Source organism: Paenibacillus sp. 1011MAR3C5 (assembly GCF_003591485.1).
In the GTDB taxonomy this organism is placed as follows: domain Bacteria; phylum Bacillota; class Bacilli; order Paenibacillales; family Paenibacillaceae; genus Pristimantibacillus.
Genome location: NZ_QZCF01000005.1, coordinates 394,927 through 420,390, shown reverse-complemented (window position 1 = coordinate 420,390; position 25,464 = coordinate 394,927). Strand labels below are relative to the sequence as shown.

At 49.8% G+C, this 25,464-nt stretch carries 21 protein-coding genes; 1 reads left to right on the top strand and 20 read right to left on the bottom strand.

Annotation, left to right across the window (positions count from 1 at the left end; translation table 11 throughout):
- Positions 1-114: 114 nt before the first annotated feature.
- From D3P07_RS17815 to D3P07_RS17725, 19 genes are all read right to left on the bottom strand, one after another.
- Positions 115-1,302: a hypothetical protein gene (locus tag D3P07_RS17815; RefSeq protein WP_119801591.1), complete on the bottom strand. Its 1,188-nt coding sequence runs from the start codon at positions 1,300-1,302 to the stop codon at positions 115-117.
- A gap of 198 nt (positions 1,303-1,500) precedes the next feature.
- Positions 1,501-4,074 carry a winged helix-turn-helix domain-containing protein gene (locus tag D3P07_RS17810; protein ID WP_182914376.1) on the bottom strand — a complete coding sequence of 858 codons (2,574 nt, stop codon included), beginning with the start codon at positions 4,072-4,074 and terminating at the stop codon, positions 1,501-1,503.
- A gap of 236 nt (positions 4,075-4,310) precedes the next feature.
- Entirely contained in the window at positions 4,311-5,357 is a 1,047-nt protein-coding gene (locus D3P07_RS17805) for a TIGR03943 family putative permease subunit (RefSeq protein WP_119801589.1), read from the bottom strand.
- A gap of 23 nt (positions 5,358-5,380) precedes the next feature.
- Positions 5,381-6,307, bottom strand: coding sequence for a permease (locus D3P07_RS17800; protein WP_119801588.1), 927 nt, complete (start codon positions 6,305-6,307; stop codon positions 5,381-5,383).
- A gap of 275 nt (positions 6,308-6,582) precedes the next feature.
- On the bottom strand, positions 6,583-7,368 hold the full coding sequence (locus D3P07_RS17795; RefSeq protein ID WP_147384536.1) for a hypothetical protein: 786 nt from the start codon (positions 7,366-7,368) through the stop codon (positions 6,583-6,585).
- A 259-nt stretch (positions 7,369-7,627) separates the two neighbouring features.
- The gene (gene cydC, locus D3P07_RS17790; RefSeq protein ID WP_119801586.1) at positions 7,628-9,352 is read right to left on the bottom strand and encodes a thiol reductant ABC exporter subunit CydC; all 1,725 of its coding nucleotides are present in this window, start codon (positions 9,350-9,352) and stop codon (positions 7,628-7,630) included.
- Complete coding sequence (gene cydD, locus D3P07_RS17785) at positions 9,349-11,124, bottom strand: thiol reductant ABC exporter subunit CydD (protein ID WP_119801585.1); 1,776 nt, start codon at positions 11,122-11,124, stop codon at positions 9,349-9,351. Before cydD ends, cydC begins: the two co-directional genes overlap by 4 nt.
- A 63-nt stretch (positions 11,125-11,187) precedes the next feature.
- A complete protein-coding gene (locus D3P07_RS17780) occupies positions 11,188-12,204 on the bottom strand; it encodes a cytochrome d ubiquinol oxidase subunit II (RefSeq protein WP_119801584.1) in 1,017 nt (338 codons plus the stop codon).
- Positions 12,201-13,565 carry a cytochrome ubiquinol oxidase subunit I gene (locus D3P07_RS17775; protein ID WP_119801583.1) on the bottom strand — a complete coding sequence of 455 codons (1,365 nt, stop codon included), beginning with the start codon at positions 13,563-13,565 and terminating at the stop codon, positions 12,201-12,203. Before D3P07_RS17775 ends, D3P07_RS17780 begins: the two co-directional genes overlap by 4 nt.
- A gap of 295 nt (positions 13,566-13,860) precedes the next feature.
- Entirely contained in the window at positions 13,861-14,550 is a 690-nt protein-coding gene (locus tag D3P07_RS17770) for a class I SAM-dependent methyltransferase (RefSeq protein WP_259391563.1), read from the bottom strand.
- Positions 14,525-15,442 (bottom strand): DMT family transporter, encoded by a 918-nt coding sequence (locus D3P07_RS17765; RefSeq protein WP_119801582.1) that lies wholly within the window; start codon positions 15,440-15,442, stop codon positions 14,525-14,527. The genes D3P07_RS17770 and D3P07_RS17765 overlap by 26 nt, the downstream gene beginning before the upstream one ends.
- A 48-nt stretch (positions 15,443-15,490) precedes the next feature.
- Positions 15,491-16,363: a nickel transporter permease gene (nikC, locus tag D3P07_RS17760; RefSeq protein ID WP_119801581.1), complete on the bottom strand. Its 873-nt coding sequence runs from the start codon at positions 16,361-16,363 to the stop codon at positions 15,491-15,493.
- Positions 16,360-17,304 (bottom strand): nickel ABC transporter permease, encoded by a 945-nt coding sequence (gene nikB / locus D3P07_RS17755; RefSeq protein WP_119801580.1) that lies wholly within the window; start codon positions 17,302-17,304, stop codon positions 16,360-16,362. Before nikB ends, nikC begins: the two co-directional genes overlap by 4 nt.
- A gap of 1 nt (position 17,305) precedes the next feature.
- Complete coding sequence (gene nikA / locus D3P07_RS17750; protein ID WP_119801579.1) at positions 17,306-18,868, bottom strand: nickel ABC transporter substrate-binding protein; 1,563 nt, start codon at positions 18,866-18,868, stop codon at positions 17,306-17,308.
- A 68-nt stretch (positions 18,869-18,936) separates the two neighbouring features.
- Positions 18,937-20,256, bottom strand: a complete 1,320-nt coding sequence (locus tag D3P07_RS17745; protein ID WP_119801578.1) for an opine metallophore biosynthesis dehydrogenase — start codon at positions 20,254-20,256, stop codon at positions 18,937-18,939.
- Positions 20,253-21,068, bottom strand: a complete 816-nt coding sequence (locus tag D3P07_RS17740; protein WP_119801577.1) for a nicotianamine synthase family protein — start codon at positions 21,066-21,068, stop codon at positions 20,253-20,255. Before D3P07_RS17740 ends, D3P07_RS17745 begins: the two co-directional genes overlap by 4 nt.
- Before the next feature lie 189 nt (positions 21,069-21,257).
- Positions 21,258-22,043, bottom strand: coding sequence for an ABC transporter ATP-binding protein (locus tag D3P07_RS17735; protein WP_119801576.1), 786 nt, complete (start codon positions 22,041-22,043; stop codon positions 21,258-21,260).
- A 63-nt stretch (positions 22,044-22,106) separates the two neighbouring features.
- Positions 22,107-22,994 (bottom strand): ATP-binding cassette domain-containing protein, encoded by an 888-nt coding sequence (locus tag D3P07_RS17730; protein WP_119801575.1) that lies wholly within the window; start codon positions 22,992-22,994, stop codon positions 22,107-22,109.
- 234 nt (positions 22,995-23,228) lie between these two features.
- Positions 23,229-24,482, bottom strand: coding sequence for an MFS transporter (locus D3P07_RS17725; RefSeq protein ID WP_119801574.1), 1,254 nt, complete (start codon positions 24,480-24,482; stop codon positions 23,229-23,231).
- 350 nt (positions 24,483-24,832) lie between these two features.
- Between D3P07_RS17725 and D3P07_RS17720 the strand changes: the two genes are divergently transcribed.
- Positions 24,833-25,030, top strand: a complete 198-nt coding sequence (locus tag D3P07_RS17720) for a hypothetical protein (RefSeq protein ID WP_119801573.1) — start codon at positions 24,833-24,835, stop codon at positions 25,028-25,030.
- Between the two features lie 114 nt (positions 25,031-25,144).
- Here the strand turns inward: D3P07_RS17720 and D3P07_RS17715 are convergent, their stop codons facing one another.
- A complete protein-coding gene (locus tag D3P07_RS17715; RefSeq protein ID WP_119801572.1) occupies positions 25,145-25,453 on the bottom strand; it encodes a hypothetical protein in 309 nt (102 codons plus the stop codon).
- Between the last annotated feature and the right edge of the window lie 11 nt (positions 25,454-25,464).

Below are 25,464 nucleotides of genomic sequence, written 5' to 3'. Positions count from 1 at the left end.
TTCATAACAATCGTCAAACAGCCCTCGTCCTGCATTCAGATGAGGGCTGTATTCGATTTACTTGATTACGATCCATCCAGTGAATGATGACTGCACACGCGTTAGCTCCGTCATTTATACCGCTAGCGTCTTCTTCTCGACGAACTCTCCGTTTGTCACTTCCCACCAGGTCTCTTCCGTATCAATCTGATGAGCGAAGGTGCCTGTAACAATAATTTCGATCGGCTCGGCGCCCGGAGCGTTCGAGTTCAATAGAAGTTTACCCGTATAAGTGACATCGTATTTGGCCTTGTAGATGACTGCGCTAACCTCTACATTGACCTGAGGCGGGACATCAACCGTGCAAAGTTGTCTGAAGGTAGTCGACTGAAGCTCTGTCGTTCCGCCGCCTACGGAATGCGTTTCTGTTTTGATAATCGAGTTTTCGAAGGAATACTTCGTAGACTGCTCCATTTCGGCGATGAGTCCGGCTTTTAGCTTTAAGACAAATTCAACCTCCAGCCCAAATTTCAGCCCGACCTGTGTAGCATCCGTTCTCTGCCAGGTGCCGCTGACCGAATTGCTCTTTGTGCGGGTTGCCTCAAAGGTATGGATGACCTTCTGGTCGGACTCATTGTTGAAGTTGCTTCGGATCAAATATTGCGGAACCAGCTCTATCTCGCGGGATGGCGTGCTGACCAGATCCACCAGCTGCAGGTTGCTCATAATGGATCCCGAATTCAAGACATACGGGCGAAGATCATCCGGGAACTCCTCGGTCGGGGCCCACATAAAGAACCCGCTGCCTTGAATGTTCCAGGTGCTCTCGTTATCCTTCCAGATCTCGCTTGACATGATCTCGGAATGCCGCACCAATGCCTTGTGGACGCAGCGGAAATGCGGGTCCGGGTTGAATTTCGTTTCGTTCGTCCCATCGAAGATTGCAGCTACATCGCTAAGTGCGACGAAGTGCTCGCTGGATTGCGGTCGGTAGAGGCATAGCTGACCTTTCTTTAAAGGCCCATTTTCTTGCGGCGGGAATAGCCGCTTCCAGCTCGTCGGTGGCTGCAAGACCTCGCTCATCCCCGCATTGCGCACAACCAGGGGAGCTGCCGACAACCCTAACAGATCCTCCTTTGTCGGCATTTTGTCCGTCTGATTGATACAGACGTGGCCGATCCGGTATTCATCGGCTTGGAGACGCGGTCTCCAGTAATAGGCATCGTAGTACTCCTTAATTAATTCGAGCTGGTACTGCTCACGCAAGGTGATGAACTCAACGGGCGTCTGGCTTTCATTTGCGGCTTGCTGTTCGACTAACATCAGCTTTCCTCCTTGTTATTCCACCGAATTTATTCGCATAACATGGTCGTTGTTCATCTGAGTTAGCGGACAGGCCATTCCATATCTGCAAGCTCTACTTTAAAGGATGATCAATCTCGGATGAACTCCCCGAACGGGGAGGTTTGAACAAAAAATTTAGGGGGGCATAACGTGGGGCATCTTATTAGCAGCTTGGGGTTACTCCAAAGTGGCGTTTGCCCGGTTAAGCCATTGATTGGCGAGCTGAACAGCCTGCACCCGGTTATGCGCGCCCAGCTTTCTATATATATTCTTCAAATGAAACTTTACTGTTTCAGTTGTAATGTTCAGCTTATGAGCGATTTCCTTGTTCAACAACCCGTCCTTGATCAATTGCAATACCTTTATTTCTTGCCCGGTCAGTACACCCTTTAGCCAAGCTTCGTCTTGCTTGGAGCTATGAAGTGCATGCAGGAGCTGCTTGATATAAGCCAGTGTGACCTGAGGCAGCTTGCCGTCCAGCTGCTTCTTTAAGTATAAAGACAGTAGCTCGGCCATCACTGGACCTTCGTCTGCAAAACTGCGAATATATCGCCCAGATTCGGCCAATTGCAGCGCGGTGCCTAATTTGACCAAAGCGGTCTCTGCCTGACCTGAATAATGATGCGCGATACACTGGACAATCAACACCCGGATGCGCTCTCGCAGGCGGTTATCCTTATCGATAACACGATATAGCTTCTCAAGCAAGCTAATTGCTTCCTCCGACCGTCCGCCTGCCGCAAGCACCCTGGCTAGAATGAGATACTCTGACATTCGATTCATCGACACCCTGTCCGTCGGCGCCAGTCCGCACTCTTCTGCCCAATCCAGGGCAACATCATAAGACCCTTGGCACAGAGCCAGATTAGCTTGCTCGGCTTCGATTTTGCACATTATTAATTCGTAATCAGGAGATTCAATCGTATATTTCAATTGCAACAGCTGCTTTGATGCCTGCCCCGGATGTCCCAGCTTCAGTTGAAGCCGTGCAGAGATGCATATTAATTGAACCCATATCTGTACGTATGACGGCAAGTCCGCCCGCTGCATTGCTTGGGCTAGGTACTGCTCCGCTTCTTCAAGACGATCCCACTCATATAATAATTTACAGTAAGTAACATAGAGGTACCCGATAAAGGGGAAATACTCCTTATCTTCCCAAGCCTTCAACCATCTCAGAAGAAAGGGCTCTATGGCCTGAAGGTCGTGATTCAACGTCAGCAGGTCATTAAACTTATCTTCGCCTTGATACCGCGTTCGCCCCATCGTATGAAAATAGCCTCCATGATTCTCCTCCAAAAAATATTCATCTAATCGTTCAAAATACATCGACGTTCGCAGCAAGTCCCTTTGCAAATAAGAGAGAATCCCGCAAAAGAAATAGATATTGCCCATGATTATTTTCCACTCCGCCTCTGGCCATTGACCCTGACGCGCTAGATATCGGATATGGGCTTGCTCGGCTCGTTGAAGGGCGCTGCTCCATTCCCCTCCGGTTAACTGGACGGAAATATAAAACATTTCAATCATGGGCTTGTCCGTGTACGACCTTGCGGGCAATGCGGCGATCCAATTCATTAACACGGAGCTTTTGGTATGGATAAACTCGGACAGATTTTTTTCGATCAACCGGACAGCGTCTTCTGCTCTCCCTCCTTTAATGTAATGCTCCACCGCTTCCTCGTCATGCGCATGTTCCTCCAGCCAATTCGCCGCGCAGACATGAGCTTGCTGCCTCTGTTCCGGATTCGTTCTGGCTGCCATCCGCTGCAGAAATTCGGCAAACATATGGTGATAACGGTACCAGCTCCGCTGCTCATCGAGCGGGATTATAAACAGCTTCAGATGCTCAAGCCTCTCCAAGTGATCTTGACTGTTCATGTGACCGGTTACAGCGTGGCACAAGGATGCGTTCATTCGGCTCAGTATGGACGTCTTCAGCAGAAATTCGCGCAGCGGCGCGGCCAGATGCCGGAAAACCTCTTCTAACAAGTAATCCGCTATCTGTTCCTGCTGACCAGTAAATTGACGGATGGACTCCGCGATGTTAGCGCTCCTTCTTAGCCTGATAGCAGCGAGCTGCAGCCCGCTCACCCACCCTTCTGTCTGCTGGCATAGCTCCGTCACCTGCTCTTTGGTTAGCGATAGATCGGCGGTATCCCTGAAATACATCATTCCTTCGTCCAATTCAAAGCGCAAATCCTGCATCGTCACAGGGTGGAAAGCTCCTTGGGCCAGCAAACGGGCGGTCGGTATCGCGAGATCCCTCCTGCTTGCGATATAGAAGTGAATATGACGGGGCAGCTGATCCAGCAAGTATCTGAACGACTCTTGGATAACAGGCAGTTCTATGAAATGAAAGTCGTCCAGGATTATAACCAACTCGTCGGCTATTTGATTCATCTCCCCCAGCAGTGACCACATCGCTGTCTCATAGGATTCAGCCGTCTCTTTCTCCGGAAGGAAGGAAATCGAATGGCCGAAGCCTGGAATGGCACTTCCAATAGATGTGATCATACAGCTCCAGAATTGGCTCCAGTCATTATCCAGCTTATCGAGCGATATCCATGCCGCAAGCGCGCTGCTCTGCTTCACCCAGTCGCTTAAAGCCGTTGTCTTGCCATAACCAGCCGGCGCAGAGACGAGCGTCAGCTTGGCATGCAGCCCCTCATCAAGCTTACGCATCAGCCTCGGCCTGGGTACTAACGTTCTGCCTGTAAGCGGGATCTTCAGTTTTGAACTAATCATCATCGGCATTGCCTCCTGACTATATTTTGAATTTCACCTATGTCATTCGACCGCTTTACAATCTTTCCCTCTCTACGATTCGAAGCGCGAATGTCTCATTATCGCGGCATACCAAAAGGCTGGCATCATCGATCGATGCCAGCCTTCAATGCTGCTCTACACGCGGCTCATACTGCTTGTTTCTCTCTTGTCCCGTTATCGCTGCAGCGCTTGATGACATTCCTCTCCATCACATCTCATCATTCTTGAACGAGATCAGCAAAATCACCAAAATACGGGTAGACATACGGGTCCTTCGGAGCTTCCATCATTTCGATCTTTTGAGCTTCCAAGCTAATGATTTCTACACCATCGTATTCCGTCACGCCGATTATCCCTGTTAGCTTCATCCAGGAATCTTCAGCGTAGCTAGCCGCCCTGCTTGATTCCACCAGTATGCCGTAAGGCATGGAATCAGCGGCACAGCATGTCATGGCCATACGCGAGATGACGAATTGATTAGAAGCCATCTTGTCCTCGCGATATACAAAACCGCTAATCTCCAGCTTCTTTCCTATGAAATGCTGACGATAGAGATCGATGACCGTAATAATTTCCAGAAATCCCTCTTCCGTTACCGTTATCCGATCTTTAGGATACAGCTGTTTCCCTAAATCCCCATACTCCTCCGTATATTCATCGGTTGGGAACAAGGCATCAAGTTTGTCCTCCGAGGACAATGCCTCTTCCATCTGATCGGAGCTCCCGGTATCATTTTCCCGCAGCTGATCCTCGATCGTAGCCAACCGATCCTCGGGAATAAGAGAATTTTCCTTAATGATGGCAACAAATGAATCGTCTTGCACGCCATCTTCCCTATCGTCCGCCAGTGGCGGCGCAGTCGGCATGATTGGCGTTTGAATACTGCTTACATTAAGATTCATTCCTTTCACAGCAGCCACTTCACTGCCCATAATCTTGTCAGGCAGCATGAAGCCCATGAGGAGAGGCACGATGAATACCCCGTACATCATAATATTTTTGCTGATCGAGGCGGAAGGGGCATGTCCGCAGTCACATTCCGTCGATTCATCACCCTGATGCGTGCTCTGCAATGCCAAATAGATATAATAGACTGCCAATAGAAACAGCACGATCGATGTAACCTTTACGTACGGAATCATCTTAGGCACAATGTAGTATTGCAGCTTATCGATCTTGACCAGTTTAACAACATAAAAAGCGAAGCCTGCCAGAATACCAGCTCGAATCAAATAATGAATACCCATACTCTTATGCTCATGCATGTCGGCTCATCCCCTCTTCCCCTTTAAAAATAAAACTTGCCAACGGCTAAAGCGCCCACCGGAACCATGATGGCGACAAGCACAATCAATAGGATGACAAATCTGGCTTTGAATGCGGAAAGCAGCATTAGCGTTCCTTTCAAATCTATCATAGGCCCGAACACCAGGAAGGTAAGAAGTGAAGTGGCGGAGAAGGTGCTCATAAATGAAGCCGCGACAAAAGCATCCGCTGTGGAACAAAGGGAAAGTATGTAGGCAAAGCCAATCATAAAGAGATGGGATGTATATTCGCCTTGACCGATGTCTATTAATTCGGAGCGCGGAATAAACGCTTGGATCAAGGCTGTAATAAAGGAGCCCAGTATCAGATACTTGCCCATGTCAAAAAACTCTCCGCCTCCATGCTGAATCGCCTCTTGGAGCTTATGTTTCTTCTTTGTGGAGTGAGCGCCCCCGTGCGTATGATGAGCATGCACCGCGTCCCGTGCATCCTTAAGAGGATTTCGTTTGACGAACAGATAAATGATAAGGCCTATACAGGCTGAGACTGCAATAGCAAGTCCCATACGTGCATACACCATTTCCGGATTCGTCCGGAACGCCACGAATGTAGCGGAGTAGACAACGGGATTCACAATCGGACCGGCCAGGAAAAAGGCAACTCCCGCGTACAGCGGCATACCCTTCGCAATCAATCTCCTCACGACCGGTATGAGCCCGCATTCACATACAGGGAACAAAATGCCTAAGAAGCTCGCGACCAGCACGCCCAATATCGGATTTTTCGGAATGAACCGCTTAATCCATTGTTCAGGAATATACACCTGCATCAGCGACGACACCACGACTCCAAGCAATAGGAACGGCATCGCTTCAAGCACAATGCTGATCAGCATCGTCTTGAACGTGTTCATTCCTTGTACATTAGCCAGTACTTCCGTGCTCAACATCTCGGGATTCACAGCAATGACAATGATAAGCCCTATTACAATGATAAACGTTGCATTAATTTTCCAGGTAGACGTTGACGCTACAACCGCCTCCTTCTTCGTAATAATTACTTTTAAGGAGAGTATAACAACGCTGTTGTCTGCACGTCAATCCTATTTTAGCTCCAGGAAGATTAGATGCCCTTATGCTAGCCTCTCTCCGTTCCAATAGAAAAGGAGCAGCTGGCGCAGCAGCTGCTCCTTGATTATTCCGTTCTATCCGGTACCAACAAAGACTATTCCACTATTTCAAGGCTATCTCCAAGCACGATCTTCAGTCGCGGAACTATGCTTTCTTTGAAGTAATCCGGTGTGTTGGTCGAAATATAAAGCACCATACCATCCCGTTCTTCCCCGTGCTCCTCGGTGTAATTGAGGAAAAACGCATATTGGCCGACAGGCGTATGCGGATTTACGATGACGCATGAGAACCACCAATCATTCAGCTCAAAGGATTGTAGAATCTCTTCCTTCGTATTAACCCTGTACCACATGATATTCTTCAAATAGCCAGGCCGCTCGTAAGGAAGCAGCCACGTCGTATTCGTATCAACCAAGCGGCTTTTTACAAAGGCTTGCGTATCCTCCTTGCAGTCCTCAAGCGTATAGACCGTTTGCATGCTGTGTACGGCACTGCCTATCTTTTGCAGCAGCTCTTCATTCAACTCGTCATAGGGTACTTCTCTGAAGTAGGCGAACAGTTGGTCCATCAAGACCGAGTTATGATTCGGATCGCGTTCAGGCGCATAATGATTCAGAAGCACTTCCTTCACTCGCTGACTGATCTCCAGCTCTGGATCTGACACGGCATCACTGTGGAAATTGCGGGCAGCTTCTTCAATCATGTGCGCTTTATGCGGATCCAGCTCGCTGTCCCAGTTTGTGTAAGAGAATAGAATATCTTGACCTTGCTCGTGAAAAGCCAGTATGACCTCCGCCATCCGATCATATGCACTTGGGCCAAATCCAAGTTCGCAGCCTTGCTCCAACCGATAAGGAGAAGCGTTCATTACTAATTTCAAAGTTGTTCCTCCAGCTATACGTATTGCCCATTTGAACTTGCTTTTCGCTATCTGAAGCAGCTCCGTCAACCAACGCTCCGATTGCCATCGGCTTCGACAGCCATCTTCTTCAGCTTGTCCATACCGCGACAGAACAAATAGACGTTAATGCTATCATAGCTATTCTTCATTGACAGAGCAATTGGGTAGTAGATCTGGTAGATAGCTATATCGATCAACCTCGATAGTCGATCAAGCTTATTTTGCTCTGAGCAAGCTTTTATCCGCCTTCGCCTATCAATTGATGTTCAATTTGCTTCATTTCGTAGAAATAGCCTTGTCTATCCATCAGCTCCGTGAACGTGCCTGCTTCGACTATCGTCCCCTGATCCATGACGACGATCTGATCCATCGTCTCCAGACCGTTTAGCCGGTGGCATATGAGGATAAGCGTATCGTCAGCCGCTTGTTCGAACAGCTGCTTATAAATGTGCTGTTCCGTAACGACATCCAGCGATGAGGTCGGCTCGTCAAGAAGCCATAACCGCCCGCCCTTCAGCATAGCTCTTGCCAAGGCAAGACGCTGCTTTTCTCCATCGGACAAATTTTCACCTTTTTCATACACTGCATCATCCAATGTTTTATACGGAAGTTGTACATGATCCATTACGGTCAGCAATGCTTCATCGGTATACAGAGTACCGCTCAACAGCAGATTGTCCCGGATCGTGCCTCGAAAGAAATGGTTATGTTGCAGCACAACGGCTGCCGACTGCCAGATGCTTGCTTCATCCAATTCCTCCAGCGGAATATTATTCATCCGAATGTGGCCTTGGGTTGGCGAATACAGCTTCAGCAACAATTCGAGAACCGTCGTTTTCCCTGCTCCGCTAGGCCCGACAATCGCTATCTTCGAACCGGACGGGATGCGCAGGTGAAAATCTCGCAAAGCCGGCCTCCATTCATCCGCATATTGAAAGGATACATCGGAACACTCGATAGCAGGTGCATGGAGCCCAGATAGAGTCCCCGCCGGCTGCAGGGGCTGCTTCCCGTCAGCTTGAACGGTCTCCACGAGTCTCTGGGCCGCATGCTCGCTATCTTGCTTATAGGCGGGGAGAGTCGCCATCGCCGCAGCTTCCTCGAATACGGTGAGAGCAGCCATAACAAGCATGGCCAGAAACACACCATCCATCAAGTTATGGCTGATCAAATACCCGCCCAGAACGAGCACACTCCAGGAAATAAAGAAGGTCATACATGCATGAATAGCTTGCCCATACAGCAGATGTGACCCGGAAGCTTGCTGTTTGTCGGCTAAGACTGCCGAAGAATGAAGCAGTTGTTGCTCTCGCTGCTCCAGCCGTCCGTACACCTTCAATTCCAGAAAGCCGTACAGCATCTCGGTCAATTCAGTCGATAGCGCAGCGCGTTGAAGGCGCACGCGGCCGCGAATGCTGCGCAATCCATGCATGACGACAGCTGGAATAACAAAAGCCGTTATGAGCATACCCAGTACGAACAGGCATGCGATCCAAATCGAATAGAAGGAAGTAAATACGATAGTGGCCAAAAATACCATTACCAGCACCAAAGGCGGATAAGCGACTCGCAAAAAATAATGCTGCAAGCTCTCCACATCCCCAACAATGCGTGCCAGAAGGTCTCCGCTTCTGTTAGTACGTTGAATTCCGGGCGCCAACGGAACCAGCCTGGCAAAAAAAGCTGTACGCAAGCGGCTCAGAATCGAGAACGTCGCTCGATGGGTATACAACCGCTCCGCATAGCGACTAAGCGCCCGAAGCAATCCCAGCATCTTCACGATAGATATTAATACAATCAAGGTATAGAGCGGCGGGGCAAAAACCGTCTTCGAGATGAGATATCCGCTAGCGGAGAAGAGGCTCACGCCCCCTATTCCAGCTACGAATCCGCCTGCGATGGCTATGGCAATATCTTTCCGCTCCCGCATCATCGCTTTCGTCCAGACCGCTAGTTCGCTCATCCGAGTCTCCCCTTTCGCTGAATATCCACCATCTCCGCATACTGCGGCAAGCGGCTGACAAGCTCTTCATGCCGGCCGCTATCCAGCAGCACGCCGTTTTCCAGAAAGACGATGCGATCAGCATCGCGTATCGTATACAGGCGATGCGCTACCGTAATCATCGTCGCCTGTTTCGCCAGCTCACCAATCGATCGTTGCAGCACTCTTTCGGTTTGCAGGTCCAATCCGACAGTCGGTTCATCAAACAAGATAATCGCGGGCCGGTTCAAGAATGCTCTAGCCAGCGCTAGCCTCTGTCGCTCGCCGCCGGACAATCCCCTGCCGCCTTCGCCAACCAGCGTATCACAGCCCTTCTCCAGCTCACTAATCAATGTCGATAGTCCAGCCGATGCAGCCGCCTGCTCGATCTCGGAGCGGGTCACGGCCCGTTTAGTACCGATGGCGATATTGTCAGCTATTGTTCCGGCGAATAGATAGGGGTGCTGGGTGATATAGCTCACTCGTTCGGACCAATAAGCATCTCCATCATTTGTGATGGGTTGGCCATTCACCAATACCTCGCCCGATAGTGGACGAAGCAAGCCGGCAATGAGATGCAGCATCGTAGTTTTGCCTGAGCCGCTCTTGCCTACAATCGCCAACTTCTGGCCCGGCGCTATAGTGAACGAATCGGCAGCTAGCTCGAATGAGCCCGCTCCATAACGGAATCGCACATGCTTCAGCTCGATGGATGGCGGCATCGGGTGAGTCGTCATCCGATCAACATCAAGCTTGTCCGCTGCGTCCATTGTATTTCGGTCTCGTTTGTCTTCATTCGATGTTTCTAGCAGGTCTTCCACTTTTCGAACCGCTCCCATGCTGGTTCGTCCGCTATGAAACGCTACTCCCGTATTTTTTAATAGACTGAAAAACTCAGGAACAAGCAGCAAAACAAAAAAGGCCGTGTCAAAGGACATTGATTTGTAAACAAGAAGCTGGATCGCTAGCTCAAGCGACACAAGCCCAATACTAAGCATCACGATCAATTCCAGCATGAAGGTGTTCGTAAAGGCTATCCGCAGAATACCCATAGTGGCATCTCTGAAGGCAAGACTGCTTTGCTTGATCGCTTGCTCTTGATGGCGAACTCTGCCGTAGAGCTTCAACGTGACGAGTCCCTGAAGCGAATCCAGAAACGTGCCGGAGAACTCGGCCAATTGATCGAATTTCTCCTCTGACTTTTTCTTCGTCTTTAATCCTACCAGCACCATAAATATCGGAATAAACGGGGCCGTGACCAACAGAATCAACCCCGATGGATAATGCTGGGTGAAAACTGCGACTGCTATCATTAACGGAATAATGGCCGCTTCTATCATGCGGGGCAGATATTGGCTGAAATAACTGTCCGCCTCATCGACGGCATCCAGCATCACGCTCACTTTGCTTCCGGTCTGTCCACCGCGTGCAGTGGGCAACGAATCATTAACCAGCTTGTGCAACAGCTCACTTCGCATAGCTTTCTTGACATGTGCAGCCATCTTCAAGCCGATACGCCCGTTCATATACCCTAATAACGTGCGTACCAACATAACGACCAGCAATGCGCCTAGCATAACTCCGATGGATGACAGTGTGGCCTTCATGACAAATAACCGATTCACCGTTGCGGACAGCAGCGCGGCTTGGCTGATTATCGCCGCACCCAAGGCAAGTGAAGCGAATCCCAGCAAGACCATGCTCTTCCGCTGCGACGACAGTTGTACAGCGATCAAACTGCGTTTTCTTTTCACGCCGACTTCCCTCCTTTTCCCGGCCGAACGTCAGGAACACCTACATGCTGCTGTATCGTCGGCTTACTTTTTTCCCTTCACATAATCCGCATCGAACAGAAACAGCTTGAACACCAATCCCAGAGAAGGAATAAGCAAGCATAAGCCGCCGATAAAGGCAATCACAAGCGCGATTCCCATCGATTCCTGGGTAGCCCCGCCTTGAATCGTGATGTAGGGGTCGAGAATATAGGGATAATGCCCAATCCCATAGGCAAAGAAGGCGCAAAAGAACTGCAGCATAACGCATATGAAGGCTAATCCGTAACGCCGGCCGCTATACAGCAGCCACAATGCCGACATAAAAAATCCAACGGACAGTGCCAGCAGCCACCATAAATCCATCATATTTTGAAAATGACGCTCGTTGTGCTGGCTCAAATAAATAAAAGCCGTCAGGGCTGCAATAATCGTAGGCGTGCTCCAAAACAGCGCATAGGTCCTCATCAGCTTCAATGCCGATTGATCGGATGCCCTGGAGGCATAGAAGGTCAGGAACGATCCGCTTATGAACAACACCGAAACGATTGCCAGCACAACAATACTCCACGACAGCGGACTGGTGAACAGCTTCAAGTATTCAAGCGAGACGATACCGTTCTGCTCGGCGATGAATCCGCCTTCGGACAGCGTTAGCGCGACAGACAATGAGGCCGGAATAAGCAGGCCCGTCGCCCCATAGAGGAATAGATACACGATGCTTTCTTTGGAGCCATAATTTTCGAATGCATAGAAGGAGCCGCGTATTGCCAGCAGAATAACCGCAATGCTTCCCGGTACAAGCAGCGCCGAGCCGTAATAATAGGCTGTATCCGGGAAAAAGCCGACGATGCCGACAAAGAAAAAAACAAAAAATACATTCGTGATCTCCCACACTGGCGATAAATAACGAGATATCAAACGGTTAATCAGGTGGTCCTGTTTGGTCAAACGGGCAAAGTAGGCAAAAAATCCGGCACCGAAATCAATGGAGGCCACAATCAAATAGCCGTACAAGAACAGCCATAGTACTGTAATGCCGATTAACTCGTAACTGATCATGACCGCTCACCCTTTTCCGTGGATTGGACCTGTTTTCGCTGCATGTAGCTTTCGAACTCCGCTTCTGCCGGGTTGTTCCGGAACAGGCGCCGCAATACAATTACACACAACACGCCAAGCACGATATACAGAAGCAAAAACAGGAAGAAAAGCGGCATCACATTCGGCGATGAAGTGGCCGCTTCCTCTACGCGCATGTAACCGCGAATGATCCATGGCTGACGACCTACCTCTGCGTAAAGCCAGCCCAGCTCCACACCCAGAAATGCGAGCGGCGTACAAGCGACGATCGCTCTTAATAACCATTTGTTATGCTCGTTGCGTTTCTTCCACAGAACAAACAGGAAATATAGCAGCGACACCGCCAATAGAACGAACCCGATCGACACCATGAAATCAAATAAATAGTGCACTAGCAGCGGAGGATGTTCATCAGGCGGAAACTCATCAAGCCCGGTCACTTCGGCATTAAAGTTCCCGAAGGCCAGGAAGCTTAACGCTTTCGGAAGGTGCAGGGCTCCGATGACCTCGCGTTCTGCATTAAGCCACCCCAGAAAGATAAGATCCGCTCCGTTCTCCGTCTCAAAATGCCATTCTGCCGCAGCCAGCTTCTCCGGCTGATGCTCCGCCAGAAACTTGGCCGATACATCTCCGGCTATCGTCGTCAGCAAGCCGAATATCAGCACGACTCCCATCATTAAATGGAGTGATTTCTTGTAATAGGCCGTCGCTCCCTTCCTGATCATGGTAAAGGCAGCAACTCCGGCCAACAGCGCGGCTCCGGTCAAATAAGCCGAAGTCAGCACATGAAATACTTTCGATGGCGCAGCCGTGTTCAACATAGCTTGAATAGGCTGAACAGCTGCGAAGTGCCCCGCTTCCATGACAAAGCCTTCCGGCTGATTCATAAACCCGTTGACCGTGGTAATGAAAAAAGCCGACATGCCCGCGCCGGCAACAATCGGAATCGTCAGCAGCCAATGGATATACGGATTGCGGAATCGGTCCCATGTGTATAAGTAAATGCCTAAAAATATGGCTTCAAAAAAGAACGCAAAAACCTCCATAAACAACGGCAGTGCAATCACATTGCCCGCGAGCTGCATGAAGTTCGGCCATACTAGCGCAAGCTGCAAAGCAATCGCGGTCCCGGTGACGACTCCCACAGCCACTGAAATCACAAATCCGCGCGTCCATCTTTTAGCCATCAGAATGTAATGCGGATCCTTCTTGCGTATGCCGACAAATTCGGCGATAGCGATCATTAACGGAACACTGACGCCAACGGTGGCAAATATAACGTGAAAAGTGAGAGTTAAGCCTGTCAACCATCTGCTCCATAACACCGGATCAATCTCCATGAAGTACGTCTCCTTTCATAACCGAATCAAAGCTGGAAAACATCGGATATATTCAGCTTTCAAGTACTAGTATAAACAAACCCAACATCATTAATCGTCCAAGCCTGGCGACTTCAATAAAGGTTCAACTTTTTCTGACATCCTCGTGAAAATCAAACAAACAGCTCGATCGAGTCATTGCTACTTTCTCGCAACTGTGTTATTTAAGAGGACGCATTCTCTCTGAGCAGCGAATATAAAAACTCTCGCCCCATAATGGGACGAGAGTTTGAAACGAGCGACGACGGTTAATCTTTCATCCTTCCTTATCGATCGCGGTGAATTGGAACAGATACGCTTGCTCATAGGCAAATTGCAGATGATCGGCCACGTTCCGATACCAGATGGAGACCGGAGACAGCTCAACGAATTCTTCTGGGATCATGCGGCGTATCGATACTTGGAAGCCTTCCTTGAAAAAAGCGCCGGCAATATCGTCAAGCGTATGCTCCTGCATGGGAACTGCAGAATGGGCATTGATTCGTTCCTTGATCAACGGGAAGCTCGGATTATTCGGATAATCCGCATAGGTGGCGTAATAGACGCCACCCGGCTTTAATGCCTGCTTCATCTTGCGCGCATGTTCTTGCAGATCAGGAAGCAAATACATGACCGCCAAGCTAAATGCAACATCAAATCGGTGCTCGAATTGCTCCGGGCTTGACGTTAACCTGTATTGAATCGGCAAATCTCCTTTTCTGCCATTCGCCTGCTCAATAGAGCGTCTTGCCAGATCAGTTCCGATCGCCTCTTTGAATGGCCGAAGCTCATAGAGCAGCCTCAGAAATCCGCCTTGGTTGCAGCCAAAATCCAGTACGCTGCATTCACGTAAATCCTTGTCAGGAATAAACCGAAGCACTCTCCTCCAATGCGCCAGATGAGTATCCTCCATACTCTGATCCCCTTCCTGCCACCATTCGTCATAATACGTTTCCTCGTTTATCATCCTTCTCCTCCTTACGAGTATTAGTGAACGCATTGTTACCCGTCTTATCTGCGCTGCGGCCAGGCTTCGAGAACGATAGGCCGATACAGCCCGCAACAATCAACAATCCGCCTGCAACTGTCACGGCATCCGGCGTTTCACCCCAGAGCAAATAGCCGAACATCGCATTCAGCATCAGGCCGAAATAACTGACCACCTGTACCACGATGGCATTTTCATGCGTAAAGGCCTTGGTTAAGAACAATTGCCCGATCAACGATACAATGCCGATCAGCAGCAGCAGCATGCCTTCTCTCCAATTAGGCGAGACATAATGATTCATCATGAATGGAATCGCGACAAGCATCGAGGTCACTGTAAAATAAAACACGATTTCATAAGACGAATGCTTTTTGCTTAAATATCGGATCGAGATACTGGCCGCTGCTGAGAACAACGCGCTAAGCAGACCGACAATCGCAAAGACGGAATAACTGGAATAAGCATTCGGCTTCAGCAGGACGAAGGCGCCAAGAAACACGACAAGAAGCAGTCCGATAGATTTGCGGGATATTTTTTCTTTCAGAAATAGAGCCGATAGCACAATTACAAATATAGGGGCCATTTGAGCTAATATGCTTGCATCGGTCAAAGGCAGTTTGGCGAGCGTATAGAAGAAAGCCAGCATATACAGCCCGCCCATCATTCCACGGAAAGCCAGCATCGGTATGCCTTTTCTGGAAAAAGCGATTCGTTGCTGGCGCATGATAGCAACAACCAGAATCGTCCCTATTAATCCGCGGTAAAAAGCGATTTCGGCAGAGGGTATCGTTACGCTGGCCTCCTTTACGAGCACGTTCATCACGCTGAACACAAAGGAAGACAGCAAGGCCATCAGAACACCGTTTTTCATGGGAACCTCTTTCATCCCTGCAGATGCTTCTGCATTTTTTTCTGCTGTTTATCGGGCTCTAATATCCAGTACATCCCGCAATCCGTCGCTAATCAGGTTACAGGCGAGTACAACCATCAGAATGCATAGCCCGGGGAATATCATCAGCTCAGGAGCCGTCTGGAAGTAAGGTCGTCCGTCGCTTAGCATCGCTCCCCATTCCGGCGAAGGCGGTTGTGCGCCTAATCCAAGATAGGATAGCGCCGAGATCAGCAATATCGTCTTGCCCACATCTGCCGCGGCCATAATCGTAATCGGCGCATACATCTGTCGGAGCAGATGCCGCCTTACAATAGTCCACTTCCCGCTGCCAGATACGATAGATGCCAATATATATTCCTTCTCCCGTTCTGCAAGTGCGATCCCTCGCACCAATCGGGCATAGCCGATCCACTTCACAATCGCAATAGCGAGTATCACATTCGTCAAGCCAGGACCGAGGAAGCCGGCAACCGCAATGGCCATCAAAAATTCTGGCAATGCTCCTGCGCCGTCTGCCAGCCTCATCAGCAAGGAATCAAGCCGTCTGTTGGCGAAGCCTGCGGCAAGTCCAACCGGAATTCCGATCACAACGACTGCCGTGCTGGCAAGGAGCGACAATCCAAGCGTCGTAGAAGCTCCTGCCATGAGCCTGGAGAACACGCAGCGGCCAAGATGATCCGTCCCTAGCGGGTATGTCCAGCTCGGCGGAAGCAGCCTGTCCGACATCTGGATCAGCAGCGGATCATTAATAATCAGCCATGGACTGAGCAAAGCGAGCAGCAGTACGATAACACCGATGACTAGACCGGCACACATCATAGGACTGCGAAGCATCATACGCCATAGGGAGCTTCGTTCTGCTGCCAATGGCAGTACTTCATTCTGAGCAATAGATTTCATCCTCCTCTCCCCCCTCCGAGCCGTATACGGGGATCAAGGATGACCAGGCCCATATCCGACAACCAGTTGGCGAGTCCGATGAATAGGCCTGTAAGCAGAATATAGCCTTGAATGACCGGGTAGTTGCGCTGTGTGATCGCCTCCATCGCCATGCTGCCAAGACCCGGCCATCCAAACAGCGATTCCGTAACAACAGAACCTGCCATTAGCGCCCCCATGCTCATTCCCATGAGGGAAACAACCGGCATTAATGCGGCTCTCAGCGCATGTCTTGTCAACACGCTCCACTCCTTAATCCCTCTGGCTCTGGCTGCACGAATATATTCCTGCGACAAGGTATCCAGCATGCCTGCTCGAAGCAGACGGATATATTCCGGAGCCATGACAAAACCGAGCGTAACCGAAGGAAGGATCAAGTGGCTGATGCTGCCGCCGCCCATCATCGGCAACCAGTTCAACTGATAGGAGAAGAGATAGATAAGCAGCAGCCCTAGCCAGAAGCTGGGGATGGATGAGCCTATCAAAGCGAACAAGCGGCTAATATAGTCGGGTAATCGATTCTGATATTTGGCTGCCAGCATGCCCAGCGGAAGCGCAAGGATCAGCAGAGCTGTAATAGATCCCGCCATGAGCATGATCGACGCAGGCAGCCGCTCGACAAGAAGATTCCACACGTCCCGGTTCGACGTGTAGGATTGACCCAAATCCAGCTTTACAACACCAGACAGCCATTGTCCATACTGCTGATATAGCGGCAGATCGAAACCCAGTTGTTCCCGGACCAGAAGCGTGTCCTCCTCCGTTACGGCGCCTTCATGCGCTTTCAGAATGGTTAACACAGGATCTCCCGGTGCAAGCTTCATCAGAATAAATGTAACCAGACTTAAGACGAGCAGCATCAGTACGAGCTGAAGCAGTCTGAGTGCAGCATGCGTCAGCATTTCACTGTACGTCCATCTTATTGGTTACAAGGTAGAACTCTTCAGCGCCGGGACGCCAATTCATAATCCTGTTATGAACGCCGACCAATATATTCGGATGAATAATAAAGGAGTGCACCTTAGCTTCGTTGATCAGTTGAACCGCCTGTTGTGTTAACTCGCTGCGCTTCTGCACATCTCCGGTTGTGTTCAGCTCCATCAGAATGGGCTCCAGATTGTCCACTTTGACATTGGCGGCATTGTAGGAGCCTCCAGGCAGATAGGCTGAGTTCAGGAACGAACCGCCGTCTCCGCGCGGCGACGTCAAGTAGCTTGACGTGGACAGGTCCCAATCGGAATGATCCTTGATGTATACATCCGGATACTCCACGGATGTGACCTCAATCGTTATACCGACCTTCGCAGCTTCGGATTGAACAAGCAATGGAATAAGCGGGAGCTCGGGATTAATACCCGAGAACGCGATTAGCTTTAATACCAGGAGCTTGCCATCCTTCTCCAGCTTCCCATCGCTATTCTTCTTATAGCCTGCGCTCTCCAAGAGCTTTTGCGCCTCTGCCTGATCAAGCTGCTGCGCGGCTTCCCCGCTGCCGAACGGTAGCGTGTTGTTGAATGGACCGTTGGCGGGCAGCGCATGTCCAAGCATGATGTCCTTCACGATCGTATCCCGGTCGATCAGCTTATCAATTGCTCTTCTGACCCTTATATCCGAGACGCTGGCGCTTTGGGGATTATAGGTGAAATAATGCGTGCGAAGGCTCGTCACAGACTGAACCGACAACTGCTGGTCTGATTCAATCGTTGTCAGAGCTTCCGGCGCCAAATGATAGACGATATCCGCTTGCTTCGACTGGAAGGCTAGCGTCCTGACATTCGCATCCCCGTTAAACAGAAATTTCACCGCGCTCAGCTTGGCAGTGCCGTCCCAATAGCCGTCATACCTGTCCAATGTTATTTCTTGACCGGGAATGAATTGAACGACTTTGAACGGGCCTGTGCCGACGGGCGCTTTGTTGAATGCTTCCTTCCCTAGCTTCTTCTCGGCAGCAACGCTAACAATGCTTGCTGTCGGATGAACCAGCTCCGTCGGAAAGGCAGGATGAGGTTCTTTCGTCGTAAAGATCAGCTCTTGTCCATTCGCCTCCATCGCTTGAAGCTTCAATCCGGCCGATAGCGCTTCGCTGTCCTCCATTCCCCGTTCGAAGGAAGCCTTGACAGCTGCAGCGTCAAGCTTTGTTCCATCTTGAAAGGCAATGCCATCGCGGATCGTAAAGCTCCATGTCCGCTCGTCCTTCGCCTCCCAGGCAGATGCGAGCCATGGCGACACTTCCATCTTTTCATTGAGCCGCACGAGCGTTTCGGTTACGCCAGCTCTTAATGCAATCCACTCGTTATGGGGATCCATGGATTCGCTCGGCAAGCTGTGGATAATTGTCACTTTTTTGTCGGCATCCGTTTTTGCTGATGGATCTACGTCTGTCGTGCATCCAGCCAGCAGTGCTGATAAGCATATGACTAGTAACCATAACCGCTTAATGTCACGAAATATCTGATATCCATGCATGGATAGCCCTCCGATTTCTTCGATTATTTAACGGCATTACATTCATAAGATCATCGTCCTTTCATTCCTCAGATGTGACCGAATGAACGATTAAGCATCAGCAGAATCGCATCTGCCTGCTCCTCCGACTGATCCTTCATCAGATCGGGATGAACCTTGTCCGCCCCTACCTCCTGGATGAAGGCGGTCAGCTTGCTCTCAAACGTATCCATAAGGGAACGGGTATGCGACATCTCCAAGCCAAGGCGCTGCCCCACCGCGTGAAGCAGCTTCAGCCGCTTGTAATCCTCATACGGAATACGGGGGATCGCCCAATAACCGTTTTTGAATACAGCCTGCTGATAGGAAATAGCGGAAAAATCCGCATATTTGCCTTGATCATCAGGTTCTGAGAAAGGATCGATCAGGATGGAGGAGTAGCGGATATATAGCAAATATTGCTGCTGGACAGGCTCCATATTCGGAAAGCTGTCAATATCCTCTCGCGACAACGTCGTCTCATGAACAGGGTAATTGTCATCGTTCAGAAATTTCAGCAGGTTTAACGGCTGCACGCCTACATGACGAAGAAGGCGGGATATCTCCTCCCACAGCAGCACCATGCTGCGAATCGTATGCTGCGTTATCGGACCTTCGGGATACAGCTTATATAAGAACTTACGGGAAGTATGGCGGCCAAACACTTCGTTCAACGAAAATTCATTCATAAAAAATGGCGGGTGAACGTACGTCGTAATGCTTCTGCTTTCCGCTTCCAGCGGGTTCGAGGTGATCTCGCATAGAACGTGACGGGATTCTAGCAATTCCTTAAGGAAAAGAAGAGTTGTGCTGGTTGCGCGGTTTGACGAGACGGCTACTCTTCGCTTTAGTCCATTCACAACCGACTTCAATACCGTTGCTTGATTGGAGGGAAACCTAGATGAAGCATAATAAGTGGAGAAGCTTATAATTTCAATGGAAGCCGCCAGATTGCCTAGCGAGCTTTGAACAAGAAGATTGGATCCGATACCTGGGGAGATAAGAATAATGGTTCTTAATTGATGCAGGGTCTCAAGGTTCATGCCTCGTATAACGTGCATGTAGCTGTCGCCTGGGGTACATAGCACAAGCGTATGCCATATGTCCTCGATGCCACCATATCCGTTGTAGAAACGGTACAGCTGTGCTTCTCCTGACTGATGTCTTGCTCTTGGCACCTGTATATCCACAGAGAGGGTATAGCCCTGCTGACTAAGCTCCTGCTGGATCCGATCGGCATGTTCGCCTTCTCGATTTAACAAGCCTATCCGTGCGGAATGTTGGTTCCAGTCTACCGCTGCATGAATACCTGCAGGCCCTGCACCGATCACAAGCGTATTGCCGAATGGGGCTGTCAACGACTGGTTCATAGCTGTGTCGCCTCCAATCCTCTAGCTCCTTTTCGCTGCAGCATTACCGTATCGTAGATCCGTTTGTTCTGGATAATTGGGGTAATCTCCCATTCATCGGACAGCTCCAGCTCCAACGGGAAATTAAAGATTGACTTCAGCCCGTTTCCGTATCTTAGAATGATCTTCGTCTCCAGGCCTGCTGCAGCCTTCAATTCTCTTAGAAGCTCATGCTTGTTGCCCACAAGAGAAGCGATCACAACATGGGTTGCTCTGTCAAGGAATGACATTCCTGCGCCATAGCTGCTGGTGAACGTGAGCTTGGCAAGCAATCCAGCTGCTTCTGCCACTCTGCGGCCAAGCGCAACGGCCTCTTCATCCGTATCCAGACAAAACACTTCCGCTCCAGATTCCTGCGCCATGGTCAGTGCGGATACCGGAAAAGCGCCTGAGCCGATAAACAGAATTCGAGAAGCAGCCTCCATTCCGAAAATCTTCAGCTCTTGACTAACGGTGGACGTCAGCAGTGAAAGATATTCACTTACGTTCATCTTCTGTTCAAGCACTTGACAGGATTGATACTTCTCCAGCCGGCACAAGGCTTGATTGGAGGCTGAGCGAAGCAATTCTCCATGCTGCCGAATCTCTTCACGATCTCCCCATTCCCCCCACAGCGCTTCGCTCTCATCTGATGTCATAAAGCTGCATAACGCATCGAGCTTTAATTGCAGCAACTCATAACAATCCGAGCATTCTTCCGAATATGCCTTCAATCGATGAATCTCATATTCGAAGGATTGCAAGGCAAGCAACAGGGCATATTTCTTCTTCAAACAACTTCCCTCCATTTCATATGAATTTTCGACAAAATAGTAAAAAAAGCCATTTACACTCGAAATTATACAGCAATTGTATGAAGCTGAAATGACTCGAAAGAGTCATTTCAACGCAACGCAAAAAAGTCCGACTACCTGCTTTAGGTAAACCGGACCTTCTGACATTAAACCTATGATTATCTTTCTCTAAAAAAGTGCAGCCTTAATGAGCAGCCGGGTGTAAGGATGGCGATTCTTGTCCCACATCGCTTCCTTGGGGAATAAATCCAGCATTCGACCACCCTTCATCACAATGATGCGGTCGCTTACTTGTTCGATTACGCCAATATCATGAGAAATAAAGAGATAGGACATGCCCAGCTCCCTCTGCAACTGCTTCAGCAGATGCAGAATCTGGGATTGAATAGTAACATCGAGACTCGTCGTCGATTCATCGCAGACGAGCAGCTTCGGACGCAGACTGATGCCTCTGGCAATTGCGACGCGTTGTCGCTGGCCGCCGCTCAGTTCATGAGGATAACAATCCAGATGCTCGCGTCCCAGCTCGACCATCTCGAACAAGCGGGCGGCGCTATCTCGCCTGGAGTCTCTCACATCTAATAAAAATGACGGAATCGCTTCCGGGAAGTTGTCCAGCGGCTCCATGACAGAACGCCAGACCGGCAGCCGGTCATTCAGCGAAGCAGCAGGATCTTGGAAGACAGCCTGAATCCACCGGCGCTGCTTGCGCAGCTCTTTCCCGCTCAGTCTGTGCAGAGATACCCCCTCCAGCAGCACTTCTCCCTGATCGGGTCGTTCCAAGGCAAGCAGCAGTCTGGCTACGGTGCTCTTGCCGCAGCCGCTTTCCCCTGCTAGCCCCAGACACTCACCCTCATGGATATGAAAGGATACCTCTTGCACAGCTTCCACTATACCCTTGCTTCCGGCATGATAGGACTTGCACAGCCGATCAACGGTTAATACGGCATTCATGATATGTTTCCTGCCCCCTTGTCTACCGGCATAATTGCGTATGAATTCGACTTTGCTCGATGCTTACCAGAGACGAGGAGGCACTTCGAGCTTCGGACAAGCGTCCAGCAACTGCTTCGTATAGGGATGCCTGGGCTGCTCCCGGATTTGCTTCGGCTCGCCCAGCTCCATGATTCGCCCCTCCTTCATTACTGCGATCCGGTCAGCTCGCTTCATGACATGCCGCAGATCATGAGAGATGAATAAAATCGCGCAGCCAGTCAGCCGCTGAAGGTCCATCATAAGCTCCAGCACACGCTCGCCCGTAATGACATCAAGCGCCGTAGTCGGCTCATCGGCAATGACTAGAGAGGGCTCCAGCATGAGAGCCGCAGCAATGGCCGCCCGCTGCCGCTGACCGCCGCTAATCTGGAACGGATAGCTTGCATACACGCGCTCCGCCGGCAATGCGGCTTGATCAAGCCAGGACAGCACCAGCTCCTTGGCAGCACGTCTGGATAGCTTGCGGTGAGTCCGTAACATCTCCGTTAACTGGCTGCCGATGGTCAAAAACGGAGTAAAGCTGCCTTGATAATTTTGAAAGATCCAACCGATGCGTGTCCCTCTCAATTGTGTTCGCTGCTTCTCCTGCCTTGCCAGAATATCCTCGCCTTGAAACTGAATGCTGCCGCTTGTTATACGGAGGGAATTCGGCAATAGTCCCGCAACAGCGCTAGCGGTCACGCTCTTTCCGCTGCCGCTTTCACCAACGAGCGCAAGGGTCTCCCCCTTGGCAATGGAGAAGGATACCTCATGAATAAGCGGACGGATCAACTTCTGTTTCTGGACAGCGATGTTGAGACGTTCGATCCTTAAGACTAGCTCTGCGGCATGATCCGAAAGGTTCGATGGATGCACGTGATAGGGTTGAGTTGAATCCGTTGGCTCAAGCTCGGAAGTCTGTGCAGTCATGTCCATTCCCCTCCGTCTAATCGATTGGTTCGCCCTTTATCGCTCTGTTCTGATATCAATTCCGACATTATTTCCCTTGGTTCTTCCAGTTTAAATGATTTTACAGCTTTGTAGAAGTCGAATTTTCTAAATGCTGTAAAAAAAAATGCGCTCCTTGGATTCTCATACGGCTTAATCAGCTTTTTCACGCAAACTAAAATAAAAAAAGCTGCCCAAAGGCAGCTTTTTCCCCCTCTACTCCTGCACAGCCTCTACGATCACGGGCTTGCCAGCTTCGATCAATCGTTTGTTGCCGACGAAGAATGCCGTCAATATGAGCATGAGCAGCCCCGTACCAATAAGCAGCCATTCGATCTGAATCACATCAGCTAGCGGACCGAAGATCAGCATTCCGAGTGGCATCATGGAGGTCGAGATCATGCCGAACACGCCGAAGATACGGCCAAGATAATTGGGATCGACCTTCTCTTGCAGCATGACGGTTGTCGGTGTGTTGAAGATCGGCATCGCCACGCCGAACACTGCCATAAACGCCAGATAGATCCAGAACAATGGAGCCATGCCGAGCGCTACGGTGCATACCGCCATAATCACGCTGGCGATTGTCATGGTGTATACCTTATTTTTGAAGCCGCCCCATGAGGCGATGATTCCTCCGCCCGCCATCATGCCGACAGAAAACGCAATTTCAATTGCAGTCAGTCGCCACACTTCATCCCCGAAGGTGCGCGTTGTTTGCAAGGGGGTCAGGAATGCGGCAGGCGCCATCAGGACAAAGAAAAACGCAAAAAAGATAAAGAAGGTTTTCAGAAAGGCATGCTGACCGATATAGCGAAGTCCTTCCTTGAAATCGTCCAGATAACCTGTTTGCTGGGCTTCGGCTGCCTTCTTATGCAATGGAATTTTGAGAAAGAAAAACAAGGTAGAAATAGCAATAGCCGCGGTCACCACATCGATAAACAAGATGGCTTCGACCGACGCCGCTGACATAAGTCCCGCACTAACGATCGGAGCGATGAACATGATGATCGCTTGGATGCTTCCATTTATGCCATTCACTCTGATCAGCTTATCTTGCGGTACGATTTGCGGCAGGATTGCCCCGACTGCAGGCGTCTGTATGCCCGCTCCGAGTGCCCGCACAGCTGCGATAACGAAAAACAGCCACATTGCTTCGTAACCCAGCATAAACGTAATGGCAAGAATAAGCGTAACAACTGCTATCATTCCATCTGCAATCATAATGAGGTTTTTCCGATTGAAGCGGTCCGCCCATACACCTGCAAAGGGCGAGAGCAAAAAGGTCGGAATAAAACCGCAAATGATGTACAGCGTCATCATAATGCCGGACTGCGTCGTTAGTGTGATGTACCACATGATTGCATATTGCACCAAAGCGGACCCGAATAGCGAGAGCGTCTGGCCGCTTAAGAATAAGATAATATTTCTCTTCCAATGCGTTTGTTTATACTCTTCCGTCTGCGACATTGTATATGTACCCTTTCCGATTTATCTGCTTGTGTTCACTGAGACCTATTTCACGATTATACCCAACAAGATCTTGCCTATACGACAGCTGCTTGGTTGTCCTCCCCCCTAAACGCTACACAATAACTTTATCACAGAATGAGGCCGAATATTTCTCTTGATTTGCTAATTATTTGCTAAGCCTTGGTATTAGTGTTCGCTTCCTCTAACCCTACAGGTACAAAGCCAGCAATCGACTTGATTCGATAATTAACGATAATAATTATTGACGTTAATCAATTCAACCACTTTTGATTAGCGCAAACCAGAAAGAAGCGCGATTAATCATAAGCCCATGAAGGCTTGCTCCTATGAAAGCTTCAAAAGTTAATGGCATTAATGATAGGCATGCCACTATTGCCCGTATGCTGGGACTGCAAAGAAATTGTCGATCAGGCGATAAATTTATGAATGGAATGGAGACGCAGGCATTCACTTGTTTGATGGAAGAAAAAGCTATCGGAGGAATTACGGCGGCGGACAACAAGAAAAGTTTCTCGGCTGGATAATTGCCGTCTGGGAATTGGGGCTTCTGTTCTCATGGGACATGAAGTTCCCCAATCCCGATCACGCCTTATTTCCGTTATTGGATCCATAATGGCGTTCCATGCAAGTGAGGGAGCTTATCCCTCGGTCAGATCGGCCCGAAGGTCGCTGGCGACCTCAATCATCTTGGGAACGACCGCTTCATTGGAGACGGCTACGTACAGATCGCCCATATAATGGCGGAACGGAATCTTGGCTTCGCCGAAGCTCCACATGAAGAAATCTCCGTCAATCGTCATGGTGCTGTCAGGTCCTTTCACCGTAAAAGAAGGCTCATATTCAAAGTCCGGCTTGGACGCAAAGTAAAGCTTGCATTCCTCTAAGGAAATGGTCTGTTCCTCCACCTGGTCTTGAAAGGATCTGGTAATGCGGAATCGTTGACTCATGGCAATGCCTC

Excerpts from the sequence above, each read along its gene's own strand:
- D3P07_RS17815 (WP_119801591.1), bottom strand. The coding sequence starts at position 1,302 with ATGTTAGTCGAACAGCAAGCCGCAAATGAAAGCCAGACGCCCGTTGAG.
- D3P07_RS17745 (WP_119801578.1), bottom strand. The coding sequence starts at position 20,256 with ATGAACCAGTCGTTGACAGCCCCATTCGGCAATACGCTTGTGATCGGT.
- nikA (WP_119801579.1), bottom strand. The coding sequence starts at position 18,868 with ATGCATGGATATCAGATATTTCGTGACATTAAGCGGTTATGGTTACTA.
- D3P07_RS17715 (WP_119801572.1), bottom strand. The coding sequence starts at position 25,453 with ATGAGTCAACGATTCCGCATTACCAGATCCTTTCAAGACCAGGTGGAG.
- D3P07_RS17780 (WP_119801584.1), bottom strand. The coding sequence starts at position 12,204 with ATGATCAGTTACGAGTTAATCGGCATTACAGTACTATGGCTGTTCTTG.
- D3P07_RS17720 (WP_119801573.1), top strand. The coding sequence starts at position 24,833 with ATGAAAGCTTCAAAAGTTAATGGCATTAATGATAGGCATGCCACTATT.
- D3P07_RS17805 (WP_119801589.1), bottom strand. The coding sequence starts at position 5,357 with ATGCATGAGCATAAGAGTATGGGTATTCATTATTTGATTCGAGCTGGT.
- cydC (WP_119801586.1), bottom strand. The coding sequence starts at position 9,352 with ATGAGCGAACTAGCGGTCTGGACGAAAGCGATGATGCGGGAGCGGAAA.
- D3P07_RS17725 (WP_119801574.1), bottom strand. The coding sequence starts at position 24,482 with ATGTCGCAGACGGAAGAGTATAAACAAACGCATTGGAAGAGAAATATT.
- D3P07_RS17765 (WP_119801582.1), bottom strand. The coding sequence starts at position 15,442 with ATGAAAAACGGTGTTCTGATGGCCTTGCTGTCTTCCTTTGTGTTCAGC.
- D3P07_RS17735 (WP_119801576.1), bottom strand. The coding sequence starts at position 22,043 with ATGAATGCCGTATTAACCGTTGATCGGCTGTGCAAGTCCTATCATGCC.
- D3P07_RS17730 (WP_119801575.1), bottom strand. The coding sequence starts at position 22,994 with ATGACTGCACAGACTTCCGAGCTTGAGCCAACGGATTCAACTCAACCC.
- D3P07_RS17810 (WP_182914376.1), bottom strand. The coding sequence starts at position 4,074 with ATGATGATTAGTTCAAAACTGAAGATCCCGCTTACAGGCAGAACGTTA.
- D3P07_RS17770 (WP_259391563.1), bottom strand. The coding sequence starts at position 14,550 with ATGATAAACGAGGAAACGTATTATGACGAATGGTGGCAGGAAGGGGAT.
- D3P07_RS17800 (WP_119801588.1), bottom strand. The coding sequence starts at position 6,307 with ATGTTGAGCACGGAAGTACTGGCTAATGTACAAGGAATGAACACGTTC.
- nikC (WP_119801581.1), bottom strand. The coding sequence starts at position 16,363 with ATGAAATCTATTGCTCAGAATGAAGTACTGCCATTGGCAGCAGAACGA.
- D3P07_RS17775 (WP_119801583.1), bottom strand. The coding sequence starts at position 13,565 with ATGGAGATTGATCCGGTGTTATGGAGCAGATGGTTGACAGGCTTAACT.
- nikB (WP_119801580.1), bottom strand. The coding sequence starts at position 17,304 with ATGCTGACGCATGCTGCACTCAGACTGCTTCAGCTCGTACTGATGCTG.